Source organism: Mycobacterium sp. E2497 (assembly GCF_001668695.1).
Classification (GTDB): Bacteria; Actinomycetota; Actinomycetes; order Mycobacteriales; family Mycobacteriaceae; genus Mycobacterium.
This window is the reverse complement of the sequence record NZ_LZKD01000228.1, coordinates 25,338-51,662: the sequence shown is the minus strand read 5'-3', so window position 1 is coordinate 51,662 and position 26,325 is coordinate 25,338. Positions and strand designations below refer to the sequence as shown.

At 70.8% G+C, this 26,325-nt stretch carries 24 protein-coding genes; 19 read left to right on the top strand and 5 right to left on the bottom strand.

What is annotated here, in order from left to right; translation table 11 throughout:
- The coding region (locus A5713_RS21290; protein WP_197516431.1) for an HNH endonuclease signature motif containing protein at positions 1-255 on the top strand (255 nt) is incomplete at its 5' end.
- Between the two features lie 121 nt (positions 256-376).
- Here the strand turns inward: A5713_RS21290 and A5713_RS21285 are convergent.
- The 3 genes from A5713_RS21285 to A5713_RS21275 form a co-directional block, all read right to left on the bottom strand.
- A complete protein-coding gene (locus A5713_RS21285; protein WP_067927627.1) occupies positions 377-3,088 on the bottom strand; it encodes a circularly permuted type 2 ATP-grasp protein in 2,712 nt (903 codons plus the stop codon).
- Positions 3,088-6,423: a DUF2126 domain-containing protein gene (locus tag A5713_RS21280; RefSeq protein WP_068098277.1), complete on the bottom strand. Its 3,336-nt coding sequence runs from the start codon at positions 6,421-6,423 to the stop codon at positions 3,088-3,090. The genes A5713_RS21285 and A5713_RS21280 overlap by 1 nt, the downstream gene beginning before the upstream one ends.
- A gap of 131 nt (positions 6,424-6,554) precedes the next feature.
- Positions 6,555-7,526 (bottom strand): hypothetical protein, encoded by a 972-nt coding sequence (locus A5713_RS21275; RefSeq protein ID WP_068098276.1) that lies wholly within the window; start codon positions 7,524-7,526, stop codon positions 6,555-6,557.
- 91 nt (positions 7,527-7,617) lie between these two features.
- Here A5713_RS21275 and A5713_RS21270 point away from each other — a divergent pair, with 91 nt between their 5' ends.
- Complete coding sequence (locus A5713_RS21270) at positions 7,618-8,982, top strand: replication-associated recombination protein A (protein ID WP_068098275.1); 1,365 nt, start codon at positions 7,618-7,620, stop codon at positions 8,980-8,982.
- Positions 8,979-9,314: a hypothetical protein gene (locus A5713_RS21265; RefSeq protein WP_068098274.1), complete on the top strand. Its 336-nt coding sequence runs from the start codon at positions 8,979-8,981 to the stop codon at positions 9,312-9,314. The genes A5713_RS21270 and A5713_RS21265 overlap by 4 nt, the downstream gene beginning before the upstream one ends.
- On the opposite strand, the gene A5713_RS21260 is transcribed toward A5713_RS21265, so the two are convergent.
- Entirely contained in the window at positions 9,315-9,938 is a 624-nt protein-coding gene (locus A5713_RS21260) for a hypothetical protein (protein ID WP_067920403.1), read from the bottom strand. It lies immediately after the preceding gene.
- A gap of 193 nt (positions 9,939-10,131) precedes the next feature.
- On the opposite strand from A5713_RS21260, the gene A5713_RS21255 reads away from it, so the two are divergent.
- From A5713_RS21255 to aroQ, 10 genes are all read left to right on the top strand, one after another.
- A complete protein-coding gene (locus A5713_RS21255; RefSeq protein WP_197509136.1) occupies positions 10,132-10,521 on the top strand; it encodes a secondary thiamine-phosphate synthase enzyme YjbQ in 390 nt (129 codons plus the stop codon).
- A gap of 84 nt (positions 10,522-10,605) precedes the next feature.
- Positions 10,606-13,311 (top strand): alanine--tRNA ligase, encoded by a 2,706-nt coding sequence (gene alaS, locus A5713_RS21250; protein ID WP_068098273.1) that lies wholly within the window; start codon positions 10,606-10,608, stop codon positions 13,309-13,311.
- Positions 13,312-13,821 (top strand): Holliday junction resolvase RuvX, encoded by a 510-nt coding sequence (ruvX, locus tag A5713_RS21245; protein WP_067923719.1) that lies wholly within the window; start codon positions 13,312-13,314, stop codon positions 13,819-13,821.
- Complete coding sequence (gene mltG, locus A5713_RS21240; protein WP_067923716.1) at positions 13,814-15,055, top strand: endolytic transglycosylase MltG; 1,242 nt, start codon at positions 13,814-13,816, stop codon at positions 15,053-15,055. The genes ruvX and mltG overlap by 8 nt, the downstream gene beginning before the upstream one ends.
- Positions 15,033-15,890 carry a shikimate dehydrogenase gene (locus A5713_RS21235; RefSeq protein WP_068098272.1) on the top strand — a complete coding sequence of 286 codons (858 nt, stop codon included), beginning with the start codon at positions 15,033-15,035 and terminating at the stop codon, positions 15,888-15,890. The genes mltG and A5713_RS21235 overlap by 23 nt, the downstream gene beginning before the upstream one ends.
- Before the next feature lie 11 nt (positions 15,891-15,901).
- Positions 15,902-16,336 (top strand): A24 family peptidase, encoded by a 435-nt coding sequence (locus tag A5713_RS21230; protein WP_068098271.1) that lies wholly within the window; start codon positions 15,902-15,904, stop codon positions 16,334-16,336.
- A 55-nt stretch (positions 16,337-16,391) separates the two neighbouring features.
- Entirely contained in the window at positions 16,392-17,606 is a 1,215-nt protein-coding gene (aroC, locus tag A5713_RS21225; RefSeq protein WP_067923707.1) for a chorismate synthase, read from the top strand.
- Positions 17,606-18,142 (top strand): shikimate kinase, encoded by a 537-nt coding sequence (locus tag A5713_RS21220; protein ID WP_068098270.1) that lies wholly within the window; start codon positions 17,606-17,608, stop codon positions 18,140-18,142. Before aroC ends, A5713_RS21220 begins: the two co-directional genes overlap by 1 nt.
- Entirely contained in the window at positions 18,139-19,215 is a 1,077-nt protein-coding gene (aroB, locus tag A5713_RS21215) for a 3-dehydroquinate synthase (RefSeq protein ID WP_068098269.1), read from the top strand. The genes A5713_RS21220 and aroB overlap by 4 nt, the downstream gene beginning before the upstream one ends.
- A gap of 14 nt (positions 19,216-19,229) precedes the next feature.
- Positions 19,230-19,658 carry a type II 3-dehydroquinate dehydratase gene (gene aroQ, locus A5713_RS21210; protein WP_102419861.1) on the top strand — a complete coding sequence of 143 codons (429 nt, stop codon included), beginning with the start codon at positions 19,230-19,232 and terminating at the stop codon, positions 19,656-19,658.
- Between the two features lie 9 nt (positions 19,659-19,667).
- Here the strand turns inward: aroQ and A5713_RS21205 are convergent, their stop codons facing one another.
- The gene (locus A5713_RS21205) at positions 19,668-20,384 is read right to left on the bottom strand and encodes a B-4DMT family transporter (protein ID WP_068098268.1); all 717 of its coding nucleotides are present in this window, start codon (positions 20,382-20,384) and stop codon (positions 19,668-19,670) included.
- Between the two features lie 33 nt (positions 20,385-20,417).
- Here A5713_RS21205 and A5713_RS21200 point away from each other — a divergent pair, with 33 nt between their 5' ends.
- The 6 genes from A5713_RS21200 to A5713_RS21175 all read left to right on the top strand — a co-directional run bounded on the left by A5713_RS21200 (position 20,418) and on the right by A5713_RS21175 (position 26,324).
- Positions 20,418-21,536 (top strand): Xaa-Pro peptidase family protein, encoded by a 1,119-nt coding sequence (locus A5713_RS21200; protein WP_067923692.1) that lies wholly within the window; start codon positions 20,418-20,420, stop codon positions 21,534-21,536.
- A 49-nt stretch (positions 21,537-21,585) separates the two neighbouring features.
- Entirely contained in the window at positions 21,586-21,807 is a 222-nt protein-coding gene (locus A5713_RS21195) for a hypothetical protein (protein WP_231980576.1), read from the top strand.
- Between the two features lie 134 nt (positions 21,808-21,941).
- On the top strand, positions 21,942-22,505 hold the full coding sequence (gene efp / locus A5713_RS21190) for an elongation factor P (RefSeq protein ID WP_007171952.1): 564 nt from the start codon (positions 21,942-21,944) through the stop codon (positions 22,503-22,505).
- Positions 22,502-22,996 carry a transcription antitermination factor NusB gene (nusB, locus tag A5713_RS21185; protein ID WP_067923689.1) on the top strand — a complete coding sequence of 165 codons (495 nt, stop codon included), beginning with the start codon at positions 22,502-22,504 and terminating at the stop codon, positions 22,994-22,996. Before efp ends, nusB begins: the two co-directional genes overlap by 4 nt.
- Positions 22,993-23,382 (top strand): antitermination protein NusB, encoded by a 390-nt coding sequence (locus tag A5713_RS21180; RefSeq protein ID WP_067923687.1) that lies wholly within the window; start codon positions 22,993-22,995, stop codon positions 23,380-23,382. The genes nusB and A5713_RS21180 overlap by 4 nt, the downstream gene beginning before the upstream one ends.
- 77 nt (positions 23,383-23,459) lie before the next feature.
- A complete protein-coding gene (locus A5713_RS21175; protein WP_067923684.1) occupies positions 23,460-26,324 on the top strand; it encodes an aminotransferase class I/II-fold pyridoxal phosphate-dependent enzyme in 2,865 nt (954 codons plus the stop codon).
- Position 26,325 lies beyond the last annotated feature (1 nt).

Here is a 26,325-nt window from a genome sequence, read left to right as displayed (position 1 = left end):
GCGCCGGCCTACCACAGCCAGGTCCACCACGTCCGCGGATGGCAAGCCACCCGCCGCACCGACATCGACGACCTCACCCTGGCCTGCGGCCCCGACAACCGACTCGCCGAACAAGGCTGGACCACCCGCACCAACGCCCGCGGCCAAACCGAATGGCTCCCCCCACCCCACCTCGACCGCGGACAACCCCGCACCAACAGCTACCACCACCCCGAACGACTCCTCGAAGACGGCGACGACGACGAACCCCATTGACACAACATGCAACTCGCCGCGAGGCCGGATATCGGCGACCCGCTTCGCCCGGCTTCGCCGCGCCCGCGATCGCCGCTGGGCCGGATGGCGGCGACCCGCTTCGCCGCGCCCGCGATCGCCGCTAGGCCGGCATCACCCGGCGGACGTCGGGGCCCCACAGCGGTTGCATGCCACCGGGCAGCGCCAGCTGCGTCGTCGTGATCACCTCGGCGAGCTCGCGCAGCCCCGTGTGCACCGAACCGAGCAGGCCGGCCAGCTCCGCGCGCAGCCCCTCGGCGCTGACGGCTTCCAGCTCGGCGGGATGCGAGCGACGCAGCAGGGTGCCGATCTCGTCCACCAGCCGCTCCGGGCGCGACGACCCCGACGCTCCTGGCAGGTCCTTGAGGTTGGCCCGCAGCCGCTCCACTTGATAGAGCAATGACCGCGGGTTCTGCGCGTCGAACAGCATCAGCTCGGCCACGGCGGCGACGCTGACCTTGCCCACCGTGCGGCGCCGGTAGATGACCGAGGACTCGCACGCCACCAGCGTCGCCTCGATGATCGTCTGTTCGGCGGCGGTGCCACGCACCGCGGTCAGTGTGGACCGCAGCAGCGCGGTCAGCCAGAGGCCGCGTTCGATGCGCTTGCCGATGTCCATCATCGTCCAGCCCACGTCGCGCACCATCGACTCGCCGGCCACCCCGGCCAGGGTCAGCATCCCGGACAGCGTCTGTGTCTGAGCCGATGCGAGCAGCGCATCCGCCTCGGCGAGCGAATCCGGCGGCTCCCGCCGCTGGGCCAGCGCGCGCTCCACCCCGGCCAGCACCATCCAGGTGTCGTTGGACATCTGGTCGCGCACGGCGCGGGCGGCCAGCGCCAGACCTTCCACCGACTGCACCAGCGATCCGGGCCGGTCCGGGTCCACGGTCAGCGACCACAGCGTGGAGGGCGCGACGGCGATCATCTCGGCGCCGTCGCTGGCTCCGTCACTGGCGCCAACATCGTCGGGCCTGTCGTCCGCCCCCGTGCCCGTTCCGGTGATCCGGCCCAGGGCGGCCATCAGGACCGGCACGCATTCGCTTTCCTCGGTGTGCTGCTGATGCCGGTAGACGTGGAACCTGTCCCGGGCGACCAGCAGCAGCCGCGCCATGTTCTCCGCGCGCTCGCCGTAACGACCGATCCAGAAGAGGTCGGACAGCACACGGGGCGAGCTGACGCCCCAAGTGCCTGCGGCCGTCTTCGCCGGCGGTGCGGGCGACGGCAGGCTCACCGCCTCGGCCCGTGCGCGCTCGGTGGGGCGTACCCAAACATCCTTTGCCGCAACGGTTTGCAGCGTGTACGCGGCCGGACCGGGCGCCAGCACGTAGCCGACGCCACCGATCATCGGGGCGTACCCGCCGCGCTGGGCGACGTTGAACAACCGGATGCCGACGCCGGCCGACGACAACACCCCGGCGTGGTCGGTGGGCGCCGACGAGAACTGGGGTAGCTCCTGGCCGATCCACTGCCAGGGCATCTTCTCGATGCGGGCGGCCAACTGCGTCAGCTGATAAGACGAAAGGGTCGGACCGACAAGGGTTTCGCCGCCGACCGTGGACTTGATCAGCAGCGACGACAGATTGGCCAGCAGGTGTGACCGCTCGCCGGATATGCCGCCCCAGTAGACCGGCGCGGTCGGCAGCAGCGGGGCCTCGGACAGCAGGCGCTCGGACAGCTGCGGCAAAAACCGAAGTAGCCCAGGGTTTTCCAGGATGCCACTGCCCAGCGTGTTGACCACGGTCACCGTCCCGCGGTGGCACGCTTCCACCAGGCCGGCGACGCCGAGCCGGGAATCGGCCCGCAGGTCCAGGGGATCGGCGTAGTCCGCGTCGACGCGGCGCAGAACGACGTCGACCCGTTTCAAGGTGCCGAGCGAGCGCATCCACAGCTTGCCGTCGCGCACCACCAGGTCGGCGCTCTCCACCAACGGGAAACCCAGCAGCGTGGCCAGATACGCCTGGTCGAACGCGGTTTCGGAGAAGATGCCCGGGCTGAGAACCACCACCACCGGATCCTGCGCGTCGTCGGGAGCTGCGTCGATCAGCGCCAGCCGCAGCGCCTGGGCGAACGGCGTCGTCGGCCGCGGCACGATCCGTTCGTAGAGATCGGGGATCGAGTGCGCGACGACGCGCCGGTCGGCCAGCGCGTAGCCGGCGCCCGACGGCGCCTGCGTCCAGTCGGCGTTGACCCGGAAGCTGCCGTCTGGTAGCCGGCTTACGTCACAGGCGTGCAGGAAGAGTTGGTGATGCCCGGGCACCTCGATGCCGTTGGCGGCGCGCACGTAACCGGGATGGGCGAACAGTAACTCCGGCGGCAGGATGCCGTCGGTGAGCAGGCTGCGCGACCCGTACAGGTCGGCGAGCACCGCGTCGAGCAGCCGGGACCGCTGCGTCAGCCCGGCCTCGAGCACCTCCCACTCCGCGGCCGACAACACCAGCGGGAGCGTGTCCAGGATCCACGGCCGCGGTTCCAGCCCGTGCACGCCGGGATCGACGTCGGTGTAGGTGATGCCGTCGCTGTCGATCAGGCCGCGCACCACCGAGCGCAGCCGGTCGAGCCCAGACCGGCCGCGTTCGGCGATGGTGTCGGCCAGTTCCGCCCAGGCCGGCCGCACGTTCCCGTCCCGGTCCACGAACTCGTCGTAGCCGGCGGCCGGGCCGTGCCGGAGGTCGAACAGCGCCTCCTGGGCGCGCGCGGCCCGGTATCCGGCCAGCAGGCGGTCCGCGTCGTAGCGGTCGTTGTAGCCGTCTTCGTGGCGGCCACCAGCGGCCGCCGGGGCTGCGCCGGCGCCGAATGTCCTGTCGGCAAACACCATTACCGCTGCACGGTACGCACGCGGCGCAGGTCGAGGATGCCCGGCGCGCCGACGTCGGTGAAGATGCGGGCCTGCTTCTCCCGGATGTCCGACAGCTCGAGCTTGCCGGCGGTGAAGCCGGTCGCCTCGAAGCGGCGGGCGCGGCGCGCCTCGGCCTCGACGGCGTTGACGGGCGGCTCGTCGTAGGCCCGCCCGCCGGGATGCGCGACGTGATAGGTGCAGCCGCCGCGCGACGTGCCCGTGGTCAGGTCGACCAGCTCGAACTGCAGCGGCACGTCGGTGCTGATGGTGGGGTGCAGCGCGCTCGGCGGCTGCCAGGCCTTGAATCGCACCCCGCCCACGTGGATGTCGGGGTTGTCGGTGGCCAGCAGCGGCACCGGGTAGCCGTTGACGGTGACCACGTAGCGGTGGCGGTCGGCGCCGATGATGCGGACCTGGATACGCTCGACCGACGAGTCGACGTAGCGGGCGGTGCCGGTGGCGGTGGCCTCCTCGCCCAAGGTGTTCCACGGCTCGATCGCCCCGCGCAGCTCGATCTCCACGCCGTCGAACACCGCGGTGCCTATGCGCGGAAAGCGGAACTCCGTGAACGGGTCCAGCCAGCTGGTCTCGAACGCGATGCCGTGTGCACGCAGGTCGGCCGCCACGTCGGCGATGTCGTGAATCAGAAAGTGCGGCAACAGGTATCGACCGTGCAGGTTGGCGCCGTGCCGGATCAGCGGGGCACGCAGCGGCTCGTCCCAGAACCACGCCACCAGCGAGCGCACCAGCAGCGACTGCACCATCGCCATGCGCAGGTGCGGGGGCATCTCGAAGCCGCGCAGCTCCAGCAGGCCGAGGCGGCCGCGGGCGCTGTCGGGGCTGTAGAGCTTGTCGATGCAGAACTCGGCGCGATGGGTGTTGCCGGTGATGTCGGTCAGCAGGTGGCGGAGCGCGCGGTCGATCACCCAGGGTTTGGGGGCGCCGCCCGCGCACAGCCGCGCGATCTCGGCGAACGCGATCTCGAGTTCGTACAGCGCCTCGGCGCGGCCCTCGTCGACGCGCGGCGCCTGCGAGGTGGTGCCCACGAACCGGCCGGCGAACAGATACGACAGCGACGGGTGCCGCTGCCAATAGGTCAGCAGCGAGACCAGCAGGTCCGGCCGCCGCAGCAGCGGTGAATCCGCGGGGGTGACGCCGCCCAGCGTGATGTGGTTGCCCCCGCCGGTGCCGCCGTGGGTGCCGTCGACGTCGAAGGATTCGGTGGACAACCGGGCAAGCCGGGCTTGCTCATACAGCGTTTCGAGCTGCTGACTCTGCTCGGCGAAGCTGGCGGTGGGCGCGACGTTGACCTCGATGACGCCGGGATCCGGGGTGATCGTCGTCGAGCGGAGTCGGGGGTCCGGCGGCGGGTCGTAACCTTCGATCACCACCGGGCAGTCGATCTTGGCGGCCGCGGCCTCGACGCGGGCGATGAGGTCGACGAAGTGTTCCAGCGCCTCGGTCGGCGGCATGAACAGGTAGAGCAGGTCCCCGTGACTTGAATGGCGGACCTCGGCGACCATCGCGGTGGGCGGCGCGGTCTCGGGGTCTTCCACGACCGCGGTGCCCGGTTCCGGCGACAGGGCGTCCCCGACGGTCTGGGGGTCGGTGTCGAACGACGGGCGCGGGGGCCGCCAGCTGATGGAATCCAGCGGCAGGCGCAGGCCCGCCGGAGAATCGCCGGGCAGCAACACGATTCGGCCGCGGCGCAGGCGCCAGTCGGCGCTGGCCCAGCCCAGGCCGTCGTCGCGGCGGTGCAGCGGCAGCACGAAAGCCGCTGGGGTGGTGACGGACTCGTCGAGGCGGGCCAGCAGGGCGGCGCGAGCGGCGGGGGAGTCTGCGCCGTCTTGGGGGTCGAGATCATCGGCCGCGTCCACCGGGTCGCCCTCGGGATGTCGCACCTTGGTCGCCAGCCGGTGCAGTGGGTCCTCGTAGGCGGCCCGCACTTGCGACGGCGGCAGCCCGAGGCCGTCGGCGATCGCGGCGAGCAGCCGCTGGCCCGCGTCGTCGTCGACGGGCTCCGAGCGGTCCCCCCACGGGTCGGCCAGCAGCGCGTCGTCGCTCCACAGCGGACGCCCGTCGGTGCGCCAGTACAACGCGATCTGCCAGCGCGGCAACGGTTCTCCCGGATACCAGCGGCCCTGCCCGCGCTGCACCAGCCCGTTCGGCGCCCACGCCGCCTTCAGGCGGGCGGCCAGGTCGGAGGCGCGTTGGCGCTTGTGCGGGCCGTCGGCGGCCGTGGTCCACTCCTGGCTGACCTGGTTGTCCACCGACACGAATGTCGGCTCGCCGCCGATGGTCAGCCGGACGTCGGCGGCCGCCAGGCGCTCGTCGACCCGCGCGCCGACCTCGCGGATCGTCTGCCACGCGGTGTCGGTGTAGGGCAGGGTGACGCGGGGGTCCTCGTGGACGCGGGTGACGGTGTTGGAGAACTCCAGCACCGATTCGCACGGTTCGGTGCCGCCGCTGATGGGCGCCGCGGACGCCGGCTGGGGGGTGGCCGCCAACGGGATGTGGCCCTCGCCGGCGAACAACCCCGACGTCGGGTCCAGCCCGATCCAGCCCGCGCCGGGAATGTAGACCTCGGCCCAGGCGTGCAGGTCGGTGAAGTCGGCGGCCGGGCCGGAGGGCCCGTCGAGCGCCTGCACGTCGGAAGCCAGCTGCACCAGATAGCCGGACACGAAGCGGGCGGCCAGGCCCAGCTGGCGCAGGATCGACACCAGCAGCCACGCCGAATCGCGGCACGAGCCGACCCCGGTTCGCAGCGTGTGATCCGGTGTCTGCACGCCGGGTTCCATCCGCACGCTGTAGGCCACGTCGGCGTTGACAGCGCGGTTGAGGGCGACCAGCAGGTCGATGGTGCGGGTGCCGTCGGGCACCGAGAACCGGCGCACCCAGGCCCGGCAGAGCTCGCCGGGACCCGATCCCTCACCGTCTTCGTCGACGGGCCGCAGGTATGGCTCCAGGTCGGCGGCCAGCTCCTTGGGATAGGTCAACCCGTCTGCCGGCCAAGTCTCGGCCCAGTCCTCGATGAAGAAGTCGAACGGGTTGATCACCTTGAGGTCGGCGATCAGTCCGACCGTGATGGTCAGTCGCCGCATGGGGTTCGGGAACACCAGGCGCGCAAGGAAATTGCCCACCGCGTCCTGCTGCCAGTTGATGAAGTGCTCTTCGGGCTCGACGCGCAGCGAGTAGGCGTCCAGCGGCGTGCGGCAATGGGGCGCCGGGCGCAGCCGCACGACGTGCGGATACACCCGCACCGGACGGTCAAAGGTGTAGCTGGTGCGGTGTTCCAGCGCGACTTTGATGCTCATATCAAGGTGATCTCATCACAGGCGGCACACGGCCGCAGCGCACCGCAGCCGTGGCTAACAGCGCCGTAACTTGGACGGCGGGCCAGCGCAGATGCCGGCGGTTACGCCGGCTGCGGCCGCGGAGCCGGCGGTTAGGCCGGCTGCGGCCCCGGCGGCGGCGGGCCCGGCTGGTAACCCGGCTGCGGCACGGGGACGACCTGGCCGCCGGACAGCTTGCGGTAGGCGTAGATGATCACCAGGGACGCGACTGGGGCCGCCACCAAGAGGCCGATGCCGAACAACAGCGCACCGACGAGGAAAGACGCGAATGCGACCAGCCACACCAGCAGCGCGTTGACGAAATTCGACCCGGCAAGCGAGAAGCTGGACGTGAAGCCCTTGATGGCCGACTCCGAGCGGTCGATCACGAACGGCACGGTGAACTGGGTGAAGATGCCCAACACCAGGCCCGGGACGAAGCACAACGCCGACGCGATCGAGGTGAGGACCTCGACGATCAGCACGGCCAGAAACACCATGCCGAGGTTGCGTGGCTTGAAGAACGAGCCGATGGTCACCGCGCGCCCGTCGGCGAGGTCGAGGCAGCCGGACAGGAACGCCGACTGCGCGAATGCGCTCACCGCGTAGGCGACCAGGTAGCCGAGGATCATCAGCCCATACCCGGGGCCGGTCAGGCTGGTCGTGAAGGTGAAGTCGTAGTCGTCGGAGCTGGTGGCCGTGGTCATGTTCTGGCTCAGCGTGAGCACCGCGACGGCCACCCCGATCAGCAGCCCGTAGACCAGCGCGGGAACGATCAACGCCACGGCGTTCTTGGTGAAGGTGTTCCACGCCCAGTTGAACGCCTCGCCCACGCTGAACGCGGGCTTTTGGGGCGCCCCGTAGCCGGGTGGTGGGCCGTACCCGGGCGGCGGTGCGCCGTAGCCGGGTGGTGGGCCGTAGCCGGGGGGCGGTGCGCCGTAGCCGGGTGGTGGGCCGTAGCCGGGCGGCGGACCGTAGCCGGGCGGTGTGGCACCGGGATTGGGGGGCGGGGGATAACCCGGAGGGTTCTGGTCGCTGCCGTGCGGGTCGGCCGGGGTGCCTGGATACTCGGGAGGCTGGCTCATGTCCGTCCTAGCTGTTGACTCAACCTGTGGGCACGCGCACTCGGGAACTTAGCAAAGATGTGCGCTGGCCGCCCGGATTAGATTCCGTGGTATGCCTGAAGCCGTGTCCGACGGTCTGTTTGACATGCCCAGTGACCTGCCCGGTGCGCCGCCGGCGGGCGACCACGGCATGGGCGTGTCGGCCGGAGCGCCCCTGGCGGTGCGCATGCGTCCGGCCTCGCTGGACGAAGTGGTCGGGCAGGAGCACCTGCTGGCGCCCGGATCGCCGCTGCGCCGCCTCGTCGAGGGATCCGGCGTGGCGTCGGCCATCCTCTACGGCCCGCCGGGCAGCGGCAAGACCACACTGGCCGCGCTGGTCTCCCAGGCGACCGGCCGCCGGTTCGAGGCGCTGTCGGCGCTGTCGGCCGGCGTCAAGGACGTCCGCGCGGTCATAGAGAACGCACGGAAGGCGCTGCTGCGCGGCGAGCAGACGGTGCTGTTCATCGACGAGGTGCACCGGTTCTCCAAGACCCAGCAGGACGCTCTGCTGTCCGCCGTGGAGAACCGGGTGGTGCTGCTGGTGGCCGCGACCACCGAGAACCCGTCGTTCTCAGTGGTGGCGCCCCTGCTGTCCCGGTCGCTGATCCTGCAGTTGCGCCCGCTGAGCGCCGACGACATCTGCACCGTCGTGCAGCGGGCGATCGACGACCCCCGCGGGCTCGGCGGTCGCGTCGCGGTGACACCCGACGCCGTCGACCTGCTGGTCCGATTGGCCGCCGGGGATGCCCGGCGGGCGCTGACGGCGCTGGAGGTGGCGGCCGAAGCCGCCGAGTCGGTGACCGTCGAGACCATCGAGCAGTCGCTGGACAAGGCCGCGGTGCGCTACGACCGCGACGGCGACCAGCACTACGACGTCATCAGCGCCTTCATCAAGTCGGTGCGCGGCTCGGACGTCGACGCGGCGCTGCACTACCTGGCCCGCATGCTGGTCGCGGGGGAGGACCCGCGGTTCCTCGCGCGCCGGCTGATGATCCTCGCCAGCGAGGACATCGGCATGGCCGATCCGAGCGCCCTGCAGATCGCGGTGGCCGCCGCCCAGACCGTGCAGCTGATCGGCATGCCCGAGGCGCAGCTGACGCTGGCGCACGCCACCATCCACCTGGCGACCGCGCCCAAGTCGAACTCCGTCACCACCGCGCTGGCGGCGGCGATGGACGACATCAAGGCGGGCAAGGCCGGACTGGTGCCGCCGCATCTGCGCGACGGGCACTATTCCGGCGCGGCGGCGCTGGGACACGCACAGGGCTACCAGTACTCGCACAACGATCCCGACGGCGTCGTCGCCCAGCAATATCCACCGGACGAGCTGGTGGGCGTCGACTACTACCGCCCGACCGGCCGCGGCGGTGAGCGGGAGATGGCCGGGCGGTTGGAACGGTTGCGGGCGATCATCCGCAGGAAGCGGGGGCGGGCGTGAAGCACTTCACCGACCGGGAGATGGGCGAGCTGCTGCCCACCGCCAGGGAATACAGCGTCGTCATCCTCAAGCGCGGGCCGCGGTTCGGGGACGAGTCGTCGCCCGCGATCATCTGGGAGCACGGGCGGCGCAACTTCGGGCTGCGCGACGACGGCGTGCTGGCGGTGGTGCTGCCCGTCGCCGACGAGTCCGACGTCTGCGGCATCGGGGTGTTCGCGGCCACGGTCGACGAGACCACCGCGATCATGCAGGACGACCCGGGCGTGGCGGCGAATGTGTTCACCTACCAGGTGCACCCCTGCCGGGGCTTTCCCGGCGACGCGCTGCCCTAGCTACACCAACTCGGGCACCCGCAGGTGAGCGATCGCCAGCTCGAACTCGGCGACGTCGATCACCTCGGCGCCCAGCTCGCGGACGCGCCTGCTGCGCAACTCGGTCGCCCGGTCGCGGTTGCGCGCCATCGCGTCCATCGAGTCGAACGTCGAGCAGGACACCGCCCGCCGGCACGCCGGATGGTCGACCAGCAGACTGGCGCTGCAGAACCCGTCGAGCTCCTGCATCTCCGGCAGCACCGAGGACCGGTAGAAGTCCAGCGATCGGCTGAGCTGATCGGGCACCACCTTGAGCCAGGTGGCCCGCACGCAGGCCCCCTGTCGGGAGCGATGGTCGCGGTGCAGCAAAGCGATGTCCCACTCCTCGACCCGCGCGCTGCCGTCGAACATCAGCGCGGCCCGATCGCGGATCGGGGCTACCCGCTCGGCGCCGGCGCGCATCGCGTCGATGCTGTCCCACGAGCTGGTGGCGATGCAGGTTCCGGACTGCCGGTCGACCAACAGTGACAGTCCGACGCACCCGTCGATCTCCATGAGGGCCGGCATGACGACATCGCGGACGTGCGCGATCCCGATATCGACGGACAAGGGTTGTGCCTGGATGGTGGTGGAGCGTGCGTACACGGCCGACCTCCTCTGTAGGACTTGTGTCGAGTGGGCCCCGGTGTCACCACCGGGCCCTACCAGTTACCTTCCTCCTGCCCTTGGTGCGCCGCAATGCCCCTCAATACCCTGATGTGGCCGCGCTCACAAACGATCGGCTGGCCTTGAGCAGGCCCTGCGGGCGGGCCGTAGGCTGGTCGGAATGCATACCGATGTGCTGGACGTGGACACCGCACGGCGCCGCATCGTCGATCTGACCGAGGCGGTGCGTGGCTTCTGCTGGTCGCGGGGCGACGGCCTGTGCAACGTGTTCGTCCCGCACGCGACGGCCGGCGTCGCCATCATCGAGACCGGGGCCGGCTCCGACGACGACCTGCTCGACGCACTGGAACGGCTGCTGCCGCGTGACGACCGCTACCGGCACTCGCACGGCTCCCCGGGCCACGGTGCCGACCATGTGCTGCCGGCGCTCGTCGCGCCCTCGGTGACGGTGCCGGTCTCCGGCGGGGAGCCGATGCTGGGCACCTGGCAAAGCATCGTGCTGGTCGACCTGAACCGCGACAACCCGCAGCGGTCGGTACGGCTGAGCTTTCTGGAGGGTTAGCGGCCCGGTACACCCTCCACTCCAGCGAATAGGCTGGAACAGACGTCCACGCAGCGAGCAAACAGGAAAGAAGCGGACTCAACAGTGCAGACACACGAGATCAGGAAACGGTTTCTTGATCATTTCGTGAAGGCGGGCCACACCGAGGTGCCGAGCGCATCGGTGATCCTCGACGACCCCAACCTGCTGTTCGTCAACGCCGGCATGGTCCAGTTCGTGCCGTACTTCCTGGGCGCCCGCACCCCGCCGTACTCGACGGCCACCAGCATCCAGAAGTGCATCCGCACGCCCGACATCGACGAGGTCGGCATCACCACCCGGCACAACACCTTCTTCCAGATGGCGGGCAACTTCTCGTTCGGCGACTACTTCAAGCGCGGCGCCATCGAGCTGGCGTGGACCCTGCTGACCAACGGCGTGTCCGAGGGCGGCTACGGGCTGGACCCCGAAAGAATCTGGACGACGGTCTATTTCGACGACGACGAGGCCGTCCGGCTGTGGCAGGAGATCGCCGGCCTGCCGGCCGAGCGGATCCAGCGCCGCGGCATGGAGGACAACTACTGGTCCATGGGGATCCCCGGGCCGTGCGGCCCGTCCTCGGAGATCTACTACGACCGCGGGGAAGAGTTCGGGGTCGGCGGCGGCCCGGTGGCCAACGAAGACCGCTATATCGAGATCTGGAACCTCGTGTTCATGCAGAACGAACGCGGCGAGGGCACCGGCAAGACCGACTTCGAGATCCTGGGGCCGTTGCCCCGCAAGAACATTGACACCGGCATGGGCGTCGAGCGGGTGGCGTTCATCCTGCAGGGCGTGCACAACGTCTACGAGACCGACCTGCTGCGGCCGGTCATAGAAACTGTGGCCGCGGTGGCCGCCCGTCCCTACGACGTGGGCAATCACTCCGACGACGTGCGCTACCGGGTGATCGCCGACCACAGCCGCACCGCGGCGATCCTGATCGGCGACGGCGTCACCCCGGGCAACGACGGGCGCGGCTACGTGCTGCGCCGGCTGCTGCGCCGGGTGATCCGGTCGGCCAAGCTCCTCGACATCGAGGGACCCATCGTCGGCGAGCTGATGACCACCGTGCGCGACGCGATGGGCCCGTCGTACCCCGAACTGGTCGCCGACTTCAGCCGGATCAGGCGCATCGCCGTCGCCGAGGAGACCGCCTTCAACCGCACGCTGGCGGCGGGCTCCAAGCTGTTCGACGAGGTGGCCGGCGCCACCAAGGCCGCCGGGACCAAGGCGATCTCCGGCTCGGACGCCTTCACGCTGCACGACACCTACGGCTTCCCCATCGAGTTGACCCTGGAGATGGCCGCCGAGGGCGGCCTGCAGGTCGACGAGATCGGCTTCCGGGAACTGATGGCCGAGCAGCGGCGCCGGGCGAAGGCGGACGCCGCCGCCCGCAAGCACGCGCACGCCGACCTGAGCGCCTACCGGGAGCTGGTCGACGCCGGGCCCACCGAATTCACCGGCTTCGACGAATTGTCTTCGGAGGCAAAGATTCTCGGAATCTTCGTCGACGGTAAGCGGGTGCCGGTCGTCACCCACGGCGCGCAAACGGAAGGGGCGGGCGCGCGGCAGGTCGAGCTCGTGCTCGACCGCACCCCGCTCTACGCCGAGTCCGGCGGGCAGATCGCCGACGAGGGCACCATCAGCGGGACGGGGGCCGGCGAGAGCGCCCGCGCGGCGGTCACCGACGTGCAGAAGATCGCCAAAACCCTGTGGGTGCACCGGGTCAACGTCGAATCCGGCGAATTCGTCGAGGGCGACACCGTCGTCGCGGCGGTCGACCCGGAATGGCGCCGCGGGGCCACGCAGGGGCATTCGGGCACCCACATGGTGCACGCCGCGCTGCGACAAGTGCTGGGCCCCAACGCCGTCCAGGCCGGGTCGCTGAACCGCCCCGGCTACCTCCGATTCGACTTCAACTGGCAGGGCCCGCTGTCCGACGATCAGCGCACCCAGGTCGAGGAGGTCACCAACGAGGCCGTGCAGGCCGACTTCGAGGTGCACACGTTCATCGAGCGGCTGGACAAGGCCAAGGCCATGGGCGCGATGGCGATGTTCGGCGAGGCCTACCCGGACGAGGTCCGCGTGGTGGAGATCGGCGGGCCGTTCTCGCTGGAGCTCTGCGGTGGGACCCACGTGCACAACTCGGCCCAGATCGGGCCGGTCACCATCCTTGGCGAATCGTCGGTCGGCTCGGGGGTGCGCCGGGTGGAGGCTTACGTGGGGCTGGACTCGTTCCGCCACCTGGCGAAAGAACGCGCCCTGATGGCCGGGCTGGCGTCGTCGCTGAAGGTGCCGTCCGACGAGGTGCCCGCCCGGGTGGCCGGCCTGGTGGAGCGGCTCAAGGCCGCCGAGAAGGAGCTCGAACGCGCGCGGCTGGCCGGCGCGCGTGCCGCCGCGACCAACGCCGCGGCCGGTGCGGAGCGTATCGGTAACGTCCGTGTGGTGGCGCAACGGATGTCCGCGGGGATGACGGCGGGCGACCTGCGTTCCCTGGTGGGCGACATCCGCGGCAAGCTGGGCAGCGAGCCCGCGGTGGTGGCGCTGATCGCGGAGGGCGAGGGCGGCAGCGTGCCGTACGCGGTCGCCGCGAACCCCGCCGCCCAGGACCTCGGAATCCGCGCCAACGACCTGATCAAGCAGCTGGCTGCGACCGTCGACGGCCGCGGTGGCGGCAAGCCGGACCTGGCGCAGGGCGCCGGGAAGGATCCGACCCGCATCGACGCGGCGCTCGACGCGCTCCGCTCCGAGATAGCGCGGGTCGGCTGAGTGGTCCCCGCACAGCATCGCTTGCCCGACCGGCCCGGCGACCCCGACCAGGATCCCGGACGCGGCCGACGGATGGGCGTCGACGTCGGCAGCGTGCGCATCGGTGTCGCCTGCAGCGACCCCGACGGCATCCTGGCCACCCCGGTGGAAACCGTGCGGCGCGACCGGTCCGGCAAGCACGTGCGGCGACTGGCCGAGCTGGCCGCCGAGCTCGGGGCGGTCGAGGTGGTCGTCGGGTTGCCGCGGACGCTGGCCGACCGCACGGGGCCCTCGGCGCTCGACGCCATGGAGCTGGCCGACACCCTGGGCCAGCGGATCGCCCCCACGCCCGTCCGACTGGCCGACGAGCGGCTGACCACGGTGAGCGCGCAGCGTTCGCTGCGCGCGGCCGGCGTCCGGGCCAGAGAGCAGCGCGCGGTGATCGACCAGGCGGCCGCGGTGGCCATCCTGCAGAGCTGGCTCGACCAGCGCCGCGCCACCCTGGCCGCGGGGGAGCCCGCCGATGGTTGACAGCGCACGGCGCCAACGGGCCGAGCCCGAAGCGGTCGGTCCGTCCCGGAAAAAGAGTCGCGTCGCCCGGAACCAGGCCGAACGGGGACGCCGCCGCCGGCGGTTCGCCGGCAAGATCGTGCTCGCGGTCGTGGCCGTCGTCGTCCTGGTGGGAGTCTTCGTCGGCGCCAAGCTCTGGCACACGGTGTTCGGGGCCGGCGACGACTACACCGGAGACGGCAAGCGCGACATCGTGATTCAGATCAAGGACGGTGACTCGACCACGATGGTCGGGGAGACGCTGCAGCACGAGCAGGTGATCAAGACCGTCCGGGCCTTCGTCAACGCCGCGCACGGCAACAGCAAGATCTCCTCGATCCAGCCCGGCTATTACCGGATGCGGACCGAAATCCCGGCGGCCAACGCGGTCGCGCGGCTGGCCGACCCGAACAACAGGGTGGGCCGGCTGGTGATCCCCGAGGGCCGCCAGCTCGACGACACCACCGACATGAAGACCAACAAGGTGACCCCGGGCATCCTGACACTGATCTCCCGCGCCACGTGCGTGACCCTGGACGGCGACCAGCACTGCGTAGCGGTCGAGGAGCTGCGGGCGGCGGCGACCAACAGCACCCCCGCGGCGCTGGCGGTGCCGCCGTGGGCCGTCGAGCCGTTCACCGAGCTCGGCAAGGACCATCGCCGGATCGAGGGGCTGATCGCACCGGGAACCTTCAACGTCGACCCCTCCGCGTCGGCCGAGACCATCCTGTCCGGCCTGATCAGCGCCGGCGCGGTCGAGTACATGAAGTCCGGGCTGGTGGACACCGCGCAGACCATGGGCCTGTCGCCCTACGACATCCTGGTGGTGGCCTCGCTGGTTGAGCAGGAATCCAAATCCCAGGACTTCGCGAAGGTCGCCCAGGTCATCTACAACCGGCTGCACGCCCACCACACGCTGGAATTCGACTCGACGGTCAACTACCCGCTGGACCGCCGCGAGGTGGCCACCACCGACGCCGACCGCGCCCAGAAGACACCGTGGAACACCTACGTGTCGCAGGGGCTGCCCGCGACGGCGATCTGTTCGCCCGGTGTCGACGCCCTGCACGCCGCCGAGCACCCCGAGCCCGGTGACTGGTTGTACTTCGTCACCATCGACGCCCAGGGGACGACGCTGTTCACCAAGGATTATCAGCAGCACCTGGCCAATATCGAGCTGGCTAAGCGCAACGGTGTCCTCGACTCGGCCCGTTAGCGCGCCCGGTCCGGGCGCTGGACCCCGCAAGGCGGCGGTGCTCGGCAAGCCGATCGCCCACTCGAAGTCCCCGCAATTGCACCTGGCCGCCTACCGGGCGCTGGGCCTGCACGACTGGACCTACGAGCGCATCGAGTGCGACGCCGAGCAGCTGCCCGCGGTGGTCGGCGGGTTCGGCCCCGAGTGGGTCGGGGTGTCGGTGACCATGCCGGGCAAGTTCGCCGCGCTGCGGTTCGCCGACGAGCGCACCGAACGGGCCGAGCGGGTGGGTTCGGCCAACACCCTGGTCCGCACGCCGGCGGGCTGGCTGGCCGACAACACCGACATCGACGGCGTGAGCGGGGCGCTCGGGTCACAAGGGCTGGCCTCACAAGGGGAGGTGGCCGGCCCTGCGCTGGTGTGCGGATCGGGCGGCACCGCGCCCGCGGCCGTCCTGGGGCTGGCCCAGCTGGGCGTCGCCGCCATCACCGTCGTCGCGCGCAACCCCGACAAGGCGGCCCGGCTGGTGGACCTCGGCACCGACTCCGGGGTCGCGACGCGGTTCGTGAACATCGACGACGCCGGCCTATCCGCGGCCGTGGCCGGCGCGGAGGTGCTGGTCAGCACCATCCCCGCGGACGTCGCGGCGCGGTACGCGGACACCTTCGCGCCGATCCCGGTGCTGCTCGACGCCGTCTACGACCCGTGGCCGACGCCGCTGGCCGCCGCGGTGGCCGCCGCCGGCGGCCGCGTCATCAGCGGGCTGCAGATGCTGCTGCACCAGGCGTTCACCCAGGTCGAGTTGTTCACAGGGCTCCCGGCGCCGCGCGAGGCCATGGCCGCGTCCCTCGGCTAGCGTCCCGCGACATGCGGATGACGGCGGCGCTCGCGGTTCTGGCCTGGCTTGCGGTGTTGAGCGGTTACGACGTCCGCGAGCGCCGGTTACCGAATCTGCTGACGCTGCCCGGGGCCGGGGCGATCCTGCTGGTGGCCGCCCTCGCCGGGCACGGCTGGCCGGCGCTGGCCGGGGCGGCCGCGCTGACCGCGGTCTATCTGCCGGTGCACCTGGTGGCGCCGGCGGGACTGGGGGCCGGGGACGTCAAGCTGGCGATCGGCCTGGGCGCGCTGGCCGGCTGCTTCGGCGCCGCGGTGTGGTTCCTGGCGGCGCTGGCCGCGCCGCTGCTGACCGTGGCGTGGGCCGTGGCGGGCCGGCTCGCCGGCCGGGCGGGCGCCGCGGCGGTGCCGCACGGCCCGTCGATGTGCGTGGCCACCGCCGTCGCGATCGGGCTGATCCTCGTCTGAGCCCCGGCGACGCGCGGATTTAAGCCCGCCCGGGCGCACATGGGAAGATGGTCGGGTGTTGCGCTGGATCACCGCCGGGGAGTCACATGGCCGTGCATTGGTGGCATTGCTGGAAGGCATGGTCGCCGGCGTGCAGGTCAACTCGACCGAGATCGCCGACCAACTGGCCCGCCGCCGGCTCGGTTACGGCCGCGGCGCGCGGATGAAGTTCGAACGCGACGCGGTCACCGTGCTGTCCGGGGTGCGCCACGGCATCACGCTGGGCGGCCCCATCGCCATCGAGATCGGCAACACCGAGTGGCCCAAGTGGGAGACCGTGATGGCGCCCGACCCGGTCGGCCCGGAGCGAGCCGCCGACCTGCAGAACTCGGCCCGCAACGAACCGCTCACCCGGCCGCGGCCCGGCCACGCCGATTACGCGGGCATGCTCAAGTTCGGCTTCGACGACGCCCGGCCGGTGCTGGAGCGGGCCAGCGCCCGCGAGACCGCCGCCCGCGTCGCGGCCGGCACGGTCGCCCGCTCGTTCCTGCGCCAGGCGCTCGGCGTCGACGTGCTTTCCCACGTCATCGCGATCGGCCCCTCGGCGCCCTACGACGGCCCGCCCCCGCGCCCGGAAGACCTGCCCGCGATCGACGACAGCCCGGTGCGCGCCTTCGACAAGACCGCCGAGGAGGCGATGATCGCCGAGATCGAGGCGGCCAAGAAGGACGGCGACACCCTCGGCGGCGTGGTCGAGGTGGTGGCCGTCGGCCTACCGGTCGGGCTGGGCTCGTTCACCAGCGGCGACAACCGGCTGGACAGCCAGCTCGCCGCCGCGGTCATGGGCATCCAGGCCATCAAGGGCGTGGAGATCGGCGACGGCTTCGAGACGGCGCGCCGCCGCGGCAGCCGGGCCCACGACGAGATGTATCCCGGGCCCGACGGTGTCGTCCGCTCGACCAACCGCGCCGGCGGCCTCGAGGGCGGCATGACCAACGGCCAGCCGCTGCGGGTGCGCGCCGCGATGAAACCCATCTCCACCGTGCCGCGGGCGCTGGCCACCGTCGACATGGCGACCGGCGGCGAGGCCGTCGCCATCCACCAGCGGTCCGACGTCTGCGCGGTGCCGGCGGCCGGCGTCGTGGTCGAGGCCATGGTCGCGTTGGTGCTGGCCCGGGCGGCGCTGGAGAAGTTCGGCGGCGACTCGCTCACCGAGACCCGACGCAACATCGAGGCGTATCAGCGCGCGGTGGCCGACCGGGAGTCGCCGGCCGCGCGGGGTACCGCGTGATGGCCCCCAGGGCCGTACTCGTCGGGCTGCCGGGCTCGGGCAAGTCCACCATCGGCCGGCGGCTGGCAAAGGCGCTCGGCGTCGAGTTCCTCGACACCGACGCCGCGATCGAGCAGCGGGCCGGCCGCAGCATCGCCGACATCTTCGCCACCGACGGCGAGCGGGAGTTCCGCCGCATCGAGGAGGACGCGGTGCGTGCCGCGCTGGCCGACCACGACGGCGTGGTGTCGCTCGGCGGCGGGGCCGTCACCAGCCCCGGGGTCTGCGACGCGCTCGCCGGCCACACCGTGATCTACCTGGAGATCAGCGCCAACGAGGGCGTGCGGCGCACCGGCGGCGGCGCCGTGCGCCCGCTGCTGGCCGGGCCCGACCGCGCCGAGAAGTTCAAAACCCTGATGGCGCAACGCGTCCCGCTGTACCGGCGAGTCTCGACCATCCGCGTCGACACCAACCGCCGCAACCCGGGGGCGGTGGTGCGCTACATCGTGTCCAGGCTGCAGACACCGGAGAACGCCCACGCGGAGGCCGCACCGTGACCGCGCCGGTCACAGTGCAGGTGGCCGTCGACCCGCCCTACTCGGTGGTCATCGGCACCGACTTGGGCGACCAGCTGGTCGAACTCCTCTGTGACCGGCACCGGGTGGCCGTCGTGCACCAGCCGGTGCTGGCACACACCGCCGAAGCGATCCGAAGCCGCCTGGCCGACAAGGGCGTCGACGCGCACCGCATCGAGATCCCCGACGCCGAGTCCGGCAAGGACCTGCCGGTGGTCGGCTTCCTCTGGGAGGTGTTGGGCCGCATCGGGATCGACCGCAAAGACGCCGTGGTCAGCCTCGGCGGCGGCGCCGCCACCGACGTCGCCGGCTTCGCGGCGGCCACCTGGCTGCGCGGCGTCGACATCGTCCACGTCCCCACCACGTTGCTCGGCATGGTCGACGCGGCCGTCGGCGGCAAGACGGGCATCAACACCGACGCGGGCAAGAACCTGGTGGGCGCGTTCCACCAGCCGCTCGCGGTGTTCGTCGACTTGGCGACCCTGGAAACGTTGCCGCACAACGAACTCGTCGCCGGGATGGCCGAGGTGGTCAAGGCGGGTTTCATCGCCGACCCGGTGATCCTCGATCTCATCGAGGCCGACCCGCGGGCCGCCGTGGACCCCGCGGGCGACGTGCTGCCGGAGCTGATCCGGCGCTCGATCGCCGTCAAGGCGCGGGTCGTCGCCGCCGACGAGAAGGAGTCGGAACTGCGCGAAATCCTGAACTACGGCCACACGTTGGCGCACGCGATCGAGCGCAGGGAGCGCTACGAGTGGCGCCACGGCGCCGCGGTGTCGGTGGGCCTGGTGTTCGCCGCGGAGCTGGCGCGGCTCGCCGGCCGGCTCGACGACGCGACCGCGCAGCGCCACCGCACGGTCCTGTCGGCGCTCGGGCTGCCGGTCGGTTACGACGCCGACGCGCTGCCGCAGCTGCTGGAATACATGGCTCAGGACAAGAAGTCCCGCGCCGGTGTGCTGAGGTTCGTGGTCCTCGACGGCCTGGCCAAGCCGGGGCGGCTGGCCGGGCCGGACCCGGCGCTGCTGGCGGCGGCGTACGACGGGATAGCTTTGTGAGGGCCAACGTCGGCGTGCAAGTCATCAATGGCCCGAACCTGGGCCGGCTGGGTCGCCGCGAGCCCGACGTGTACGGGGACACCACGCACGAGGAACTGGCCGCGCTGATCGAGCGGGAGGCCGCCGCGCTCGGCCTGGAAGCCGTTGTGCGGCAAAGCGACAGCGAAGCCCAGCTGCTGGACTGGATTCATGCCGCGGCCGACGCGGGCGAACCCGTGATCCTCAACGCCGGTGGCCTCACCCACACCTCCGTCGCGCTGCGCGACGCCTGCGCCGAGCTGCGCGCGCCGCTGATCGAGGTGCATATCTCCAATGTGCATGCCCGCGAGGAGTTTCGGCGCCACTCGTACCTCAGCCCGGTTGCGACCGGGGTCATCGTCGGGCTGGGAATCCAGGGCTACCTGCTCGCCCTGCGCTACCTGGCGGACACCGCCAAGCGCTAAAGCCGTGCCCTAACCCTTGTCCGGGTCCGGCTTGGCGGGCTCGTCGCCGACCTTGCGGATCACCTCGGTCTTGGGATCGTCCTCGGTCTTGGCGATCGTCTCGGTGGGGGCGTCACGCTCGACAGCTTCCGTGGGGGCATCCCGCTCGGCCGTCGCGACCGCCGCGGTCCGCTCCTCGTGCTGCGCTGCGGCCGCCGGGATCTCCCCGGTCGGCGCGTCATCGCCGCGGACCGCCGAGAACACGTCGGTGTCGCCGTCTCGCCCCTGCTTGACGCCGAGGCCGTGGCGCTTCTCCGGCTCCTTCTCGTACTGCCGGTCCACCCGCCAGCGGCCGACGGTGACGCCGATGATCCCGGGCAGGAACACGCACAGCGCGGTGAACGCCGCGAACGTGGTCACCTCGTTGATCAGGCCGCCGGTGTAGAGACCCTTGTACACGAGCGCGATGAGCCAAGAGACGGCGCCGGACAGCACGCCGGCCACCAGGCCGGCCAGCAGCCAGGTCATCGCCAGATCGCGGCGCCGGTCCGGGTCCGGGGTGGCGACGGCGTCGGCCCGGCCGTCGAAAACCCCCCACACGGCCACGCCGATTATGAACAGAAGCAGCAGCACCACGCTAAAGAGCCCGGCCTGCGTCTGCCACGCGTTGATCAACGCCCCCTGGAACAAGCGAACGACGACCATCGCCGCGGCGTACACCAATCCGCGCAGCATCCAGTTAGTCATGGGCAATCAGCGTAGCGAGTACCGTCAAGGGTCGTGACACATTCTCAGCGTCGGGACAACCTGAAAGCGCAAATCGTGGCCGTCGGACTGGACGCCATGCTGGTCAGCGACCTGCACAACGTGCGCTACCTGTCCGGTTTCACCGGATCCAACGGCGCGTTGCTGGTGTTCGCCGACGATCGCGACCCGGTGCTGGCCACCGACGGCCGGTATCGCACCCAGGCCGCCGAACAGGCGCCGGGGCTCGAGATCGCCATCGAGCGGGCCCTCGGGCGGCATCTGGTCGGCCGGGCCGCCGAGGGCGGCGTGGGGAGGCTGGGGTTCGAGAGCAATGTGGTCACCGTCGACGCGTTCGACGCCCTGACCGGCGAGCTCGGCGAGCGCAAGGCGGACACCGAGCTGGTGCGGGCCGCGGGAACCGTCGAGGCGCTGCGTGAGGTCAAGGACGACGGTGAGGTGGCGCTGCTGCGGCTGGCCTGCGAGGCGGCCGATGCCGCGCTCGCGGAGTTGGTGCAGCGCGGCGGCCTGCGGCCCGGGCGGACCGAGCGCGAGGTGAGCCGGGAGCTGGAGTCCCTGATGCTCGACCACGGCGCCGATGCGATCTCGTTCGAGACCATCGTGGCGGCCGGCGCGAACTCGGCGATCCCGCACCATCGCCCCACCGACGCGCCGCTGGCGGCGGGCGACTTCGTCAAGATCGACTTCGGCGCGCTGGTGGCCGGCTATCACTCCGACATGACGCGCACGTTCGTACTCGGCAAGGCCGCCGATTGGCAACTGGAGATCTACCAGCTGGTCGCCGACGCACAGCGGGCCGGCCGGGAGGCGCTGCGGCCGGGCGCGAGCCTGCGCGACGTCGACGGCGCGGCGCGGCGGATGATCGTCGACGCGGGGTACGGCGAGCAGTTCGGTCACGGGCTGGGGCACGGGGTGGGGTTGCAGATCCACGAGGCGCCGGGGATCGGGGCCACCTCCACCGGCACACTGCTGGCGGGTTCGGTGGTCACCGTCGAGCCGGGCGTCTACCTCCCCGGCCGCGGCGGCGTGCGCATCGAGGACACCCTGGTCGTGCCCGACGAGGCGGCGGCGACCGGCGATCGCGCACCGGAACTGCTGACCAGGTTTCCCAAGGAGCTGGCCGTTCTCGGCTAGCCAACCGGGGCATTTGGCGGATCGGCGCCCCGGGGTAGAGTCGGGGGGCGTGAGTGGGGTGGAGCCAATCGAACGTGGTTTGGCGCGCCTGCGGGACTTCCGGTGGGACATCCACGCGCAGCCCTTGCGGGAGATGCGGCTCGAGATCGACATCGTGTATTTCACCGTCCCCGTGCCGTTCACCGGCGGTAGAGGCCTGAGCGTTCCCTTCTTGACGATGATCAAGCGGATGCCCCCGTCGGCCACCAAGCCGGAAGAGGCCGGCCCCTAGCGCGTGCGGCGGGCTTCCCGCCGGCCCCCGGGCCACCCGACGCGCGGGTCGTTGCCGCGACGCGATTTAGACTGACGGACACATTGCAGACAGTCGGAGAACGACTGTCCATTCCCTAGGAGAGACACCGAACCGTGGCAAGCACCGCCGATTTCAAGAACGGACTGGTGCTGGTGATCGACGGCCAGCTGTGGCAGATCGTCGAGTTCCAGCACGTCAAACCCGGCAAGGGCCCGGCCTTCGTGCGCACCAAGCTGAAAAACGTGCTGTCGGGCAAGGTCGTCGACAAGACCTACAACGCCGGCGTGAAGGTGGAGACCGCCACCGTCGACCGGCGCGACACCACCTACCTCTACCGCGACGGCTCGGACTTCGTGTTCATGGACAGCCAGGACTACGAGCAGCACCCGCTGCCGGAGTCGCTGGTCGGCGACGCCGCCCGGTTCCTGCTGGAGGGCCTGCCGGTGCAGGTGGCGTTCCACAACGGGGCGCCGCTCTACATCGAGCTGCCGGTGTCGGTCGAGATGGAGGTCACCCACACCGAGCCGGGCCTGCAGGGTGACCGGTCCAGCGCTGGCACCAAACCCGCCACCGTGGAGACCGGGGCCGAGATCCAGGTGCCGCTGTTCATCAACACCGGCGACAAGCTGAAGGTGGACACGCGCGACGGCAGCTACCTGGGGCGCGTCAACGCGTGAGCAGGCCCGTCAGGGGACGCCACCACGCCCGCAAGCGCGCCGTCGACCTGCTGTTCGAGGCCGAGGCCCGCGGGCTGGGTGCGGCCGAGGTGGTCGACATGCGGGCCGCGCTGGCCGACGCCAACCCCGACGTGGCGCCGCTGCAGCCCTACACGGTCGCGGCCGCCCGCGGGGTCGGCGAGCACGCCGCCCACATCGACGATCTGATCAGCTCGCACCTGCAGGGCTGGACGCTGGACCGGCTGCCCGCCGTCGACCGCGCGATCCTGCGGGTCGCCGTGTGGGAGCTGCTCTACGCCGACGACGTCCCGGAGCCGGTCGCCGTCGACGAGGCCGTGCAGCTGGCCAAGGAGCTGTCCACCGACGACTCGCCGGGCTTCGTCAACGGCGTGCTGGGCCAGGTCATGCTGGTGACGCCGCAGATCCGGGCCGCCGCCGCGGCGGTCCGGTCCGCCGCCGCCGGGCCGGAGGACGAGGGCCCCGACGGGTGACCCGGCTGGAGCTGCGCGTCGTCGTCGCGGGGTTGTTGGCCGCGACGGTCGTGCTGGGCGCCGTCGTCTGCGCCGCCTTCGGGTGGACCATCGTGGCGTCGGCGCTGTCCATCTACGCGCTCGGCGTGGGCGCCTGGCTGTATCACTGCGTCGAACGCCTGATCGTGGCGCGCCGCATCAGCACCGTCCGCTCGGCCGCCAGGCCGCTGCAGCCGCTGTTGCCGGTGATGGCCGCGATCATGGGCCTGACGCAGTCGGTGGTCAGGTCCCTGACCGACGTCACCGAGTTGCCGGCCCGGCGCTGGGACCTTCCGGTCCTGCGCTGGGTCGACGGCACCCGGGCGAATCGGCGCGTCGTGGACGCCGACGACGAGCTGGAGGGCTGACCGGGCTCACGCGAAACGATCACGTGGGCGGCGCGGCGGGGTGAGAATACAAGTCGCTCAGAAGAACAGGTGAGGTCATGACTCGATACACCACCCAGCCGCGACGACTCCGCGTTTCCGCGTTGGCGGCGGTGGCCAACCCGTCCTACGCCCGCGTCGACACCTGGAACCTGCTCGACGACGCGTGCCGCCACCTCGCCGAGGTCGACCTGGCCGGGCTCGACAAGACCCACGACGTGGCCCGGGTGAAGCGCCTGATGGACCGCATCGCCGCCTACGAGCGGTACTGGCTGTATCCCGGGGCGCAGAACCTCGCGGTCTTCCGCGCGCACCTGGAGAGCCTGTCCACGGTGCGGCTGACCGAAGAGGTGTCCATGGCCGTGCGGCTGCTGGGCGAATACGGCGACCGCGCAGGCCTTTTCGACACCTCGGCGCCGCTGGCCGACCAGGAGCTGGTGGCCCAGGCCAAACAACAGCAGTTCTACACCGTGTTGCTCGCCGACGACGCGCCCGACACGGCCCCCGACTGCCTGGCCGAATGCCTGCGGGCCCTGCGCAACCCCTCCGACGACGTGCAGTTCGAGATCCTGGTGGTGCCCAGCGTCGAAGACGCCATCGCCGCGGTCGCGCTGAACGGCGAGATCCAGGCCGCCATCATCCGCGACGACCTGCCGCTGCGGTCCCGCGACCGGCTGCCGCTGATGAACACGCTGCTGGGGCCGAACGAGGACGCGGGCGACCTCATCCCCGACCACGCCAACGACTGGGTGGAGTGCGGCGAGTGGATCCGCGAGCTGCGGCCCCACATCGACCTGTATCTGCTGACCGACGAGTCGATCGCGGCGGGCGACGACACCGAGCCCGACGTCTACGACCGGACGTTCTACCGGCTCAACGACGTCACCGACCTGCACAGCACGGTGCTCGCCGGGCTGCGGAACCGGTACGGCACACCGTTTTTCGATGCGCTGCGCGCCTACGCGGCCGCGCCGGTCGGCCAGTTCCACGCGCTGCCCGTCGCGCGCGGTGCCAGCATCTTCAACTCGAAGTCGTTGCAGGACATGGGGGAGTTCTACGGCCGCAACATCTTCATGGCCGAGACGTCGACCACGTCCGGCGGCCTGGATTCGCTGCTCGACCCGCACGGCAACATCAAGAAGGCGATGGACAAGGCCGCGCACACCTGGAACTCCGACCACACGTATTTCGTCACCAACGGGACCTCCACCGCCAACAAGATCGTGGTGCAGTCCCTCACCCGCCCGGGCGACATCGTGCTGATCGACCGCAACTGCCACAAGTCGCACCACTACGGGCTGGTGCTCGCCGGCGCCTACCCGCTTTACCTGGACGCGTATCCGTTGCCGCAGTTCGCGATCTACGGGGCGGTGTCGCTGCGCACGATCAAGCAGACGCTGCTGGACCTGGAAGCGGCCGGCCAGCTGGACCGGGTGCGCATGCTGCTGCTGACCAACTGCACCTTCGACGGCGTGGTCTACCACCCGTTGCAGGTCATGCAGGAGGTGCTGGCGATCAAGCCGGACATCTGCTTCCTGTGGGACGAGGCGTGGTACGCGTTCGCCACGGCCGTGCCGTGGGCCCGGCAGCGCACCGCGATGGTGGCGGCCGAGCGCCTCGAGCAGATGCTGGCCTCGCCGGATTACGCTGCCCAGTACCGGGATTGGGCGGCCGGCATGGACGGCCTGCAACAAGGGGGGGACCGGTCGGAGTGGGTTGACCGCCCGCTGTTGCCCGACCCGACCCGCGCGCGGGTCCGGGTCTACGCGACGCACTCGACGCACAAGTCGCTGTCGGCGCTTCGCCAGGCGTCGATGATCCACGTCCGCGACCAGGACTTCAACGCCCTGGCGCGCGACGCGTTCGGTGAGGCGTTCTTGACCCACACCTCGACCTCACCGAACCAGCAACTGCTGGCGTCCCTGGACTTGGCCCGTCGGCAGGTCGACATCGAGGGTTTTCAGCTGGTCCGGCAGACCTACGACATGGCGCTGGTGTTCCGCCATCGGGTGCGGAGAGACCGGTTGATCAGCAAGTGGTTTCGCATCCTCGACGAGTCCGACCTGGTGCCCGAGGAGTTCCGGGCGTCGTCGGTGAGTTCCTACCGCGAGGTCCGCCAGGGCGCGCTGGCCGAGTGGAACGAGGCGTGGCGCTCCGACCAGTTCGTGCTGGACGCGACGCGGGTGACCCTGTTCGTCGGCAAGACGGGGATGAACGGCTACGACTTCCGCGAGAAGATCCTGATGGAGCGATTCGGCATCCAGATCAACAAGACGTCGATCAACAGCGTGCTGCTGATCTTCACCATCGGTGTGACGTGGTCGAGCGTGCATTATCTGCTCGACGTGTTGCGCAGGGTGGCAACCGATTTCGACCGCACCGAGAACGCGGCCAGCGTCGCCGACCGGGCGTTGCACCAGCGGCACGTGGAGGAGATCACGCAGGACCTGCCGCACCTGCCCGACTTCAGCGAGTTCGACGTCGCCTTCCGGCCCGTCGACGCGTGCATCTTCGGCGACATGCGGTCGGCCTTCTACGCCGGGTACGAGGAGTCCGACCGCGAGCATGTCCTGATCGGCATGGCGGGGCGGCGGTTGGCCGAGGGCAAGACGCTGGTGTCCACCACGTTCGTGGTGCCCTACCCGCCGGGCTTCCCGGTGCTGGTCCCCGGCCAGGTGGTCTCCAAGGAGATCATCTACTTCCTGGCCCAGCTGGACGTCAAAGAGATCCACGGTTACAACCCCGACCTGGGGCTCTCGGTGTTCACCGAGTCGGCCCTGGCGCGGATGGAGGCGCAGCGCAGCGCGGCGACCGCCGCGGTCGGCTCGGCGTTTCCGGCCTTCGAATTGCCCTCGGACGCCTCGGGACTCAACGGCGCGCTCCACGGCAACGGTGCCGCGCAAGCCGTCAGCGAAGACGCTTGAG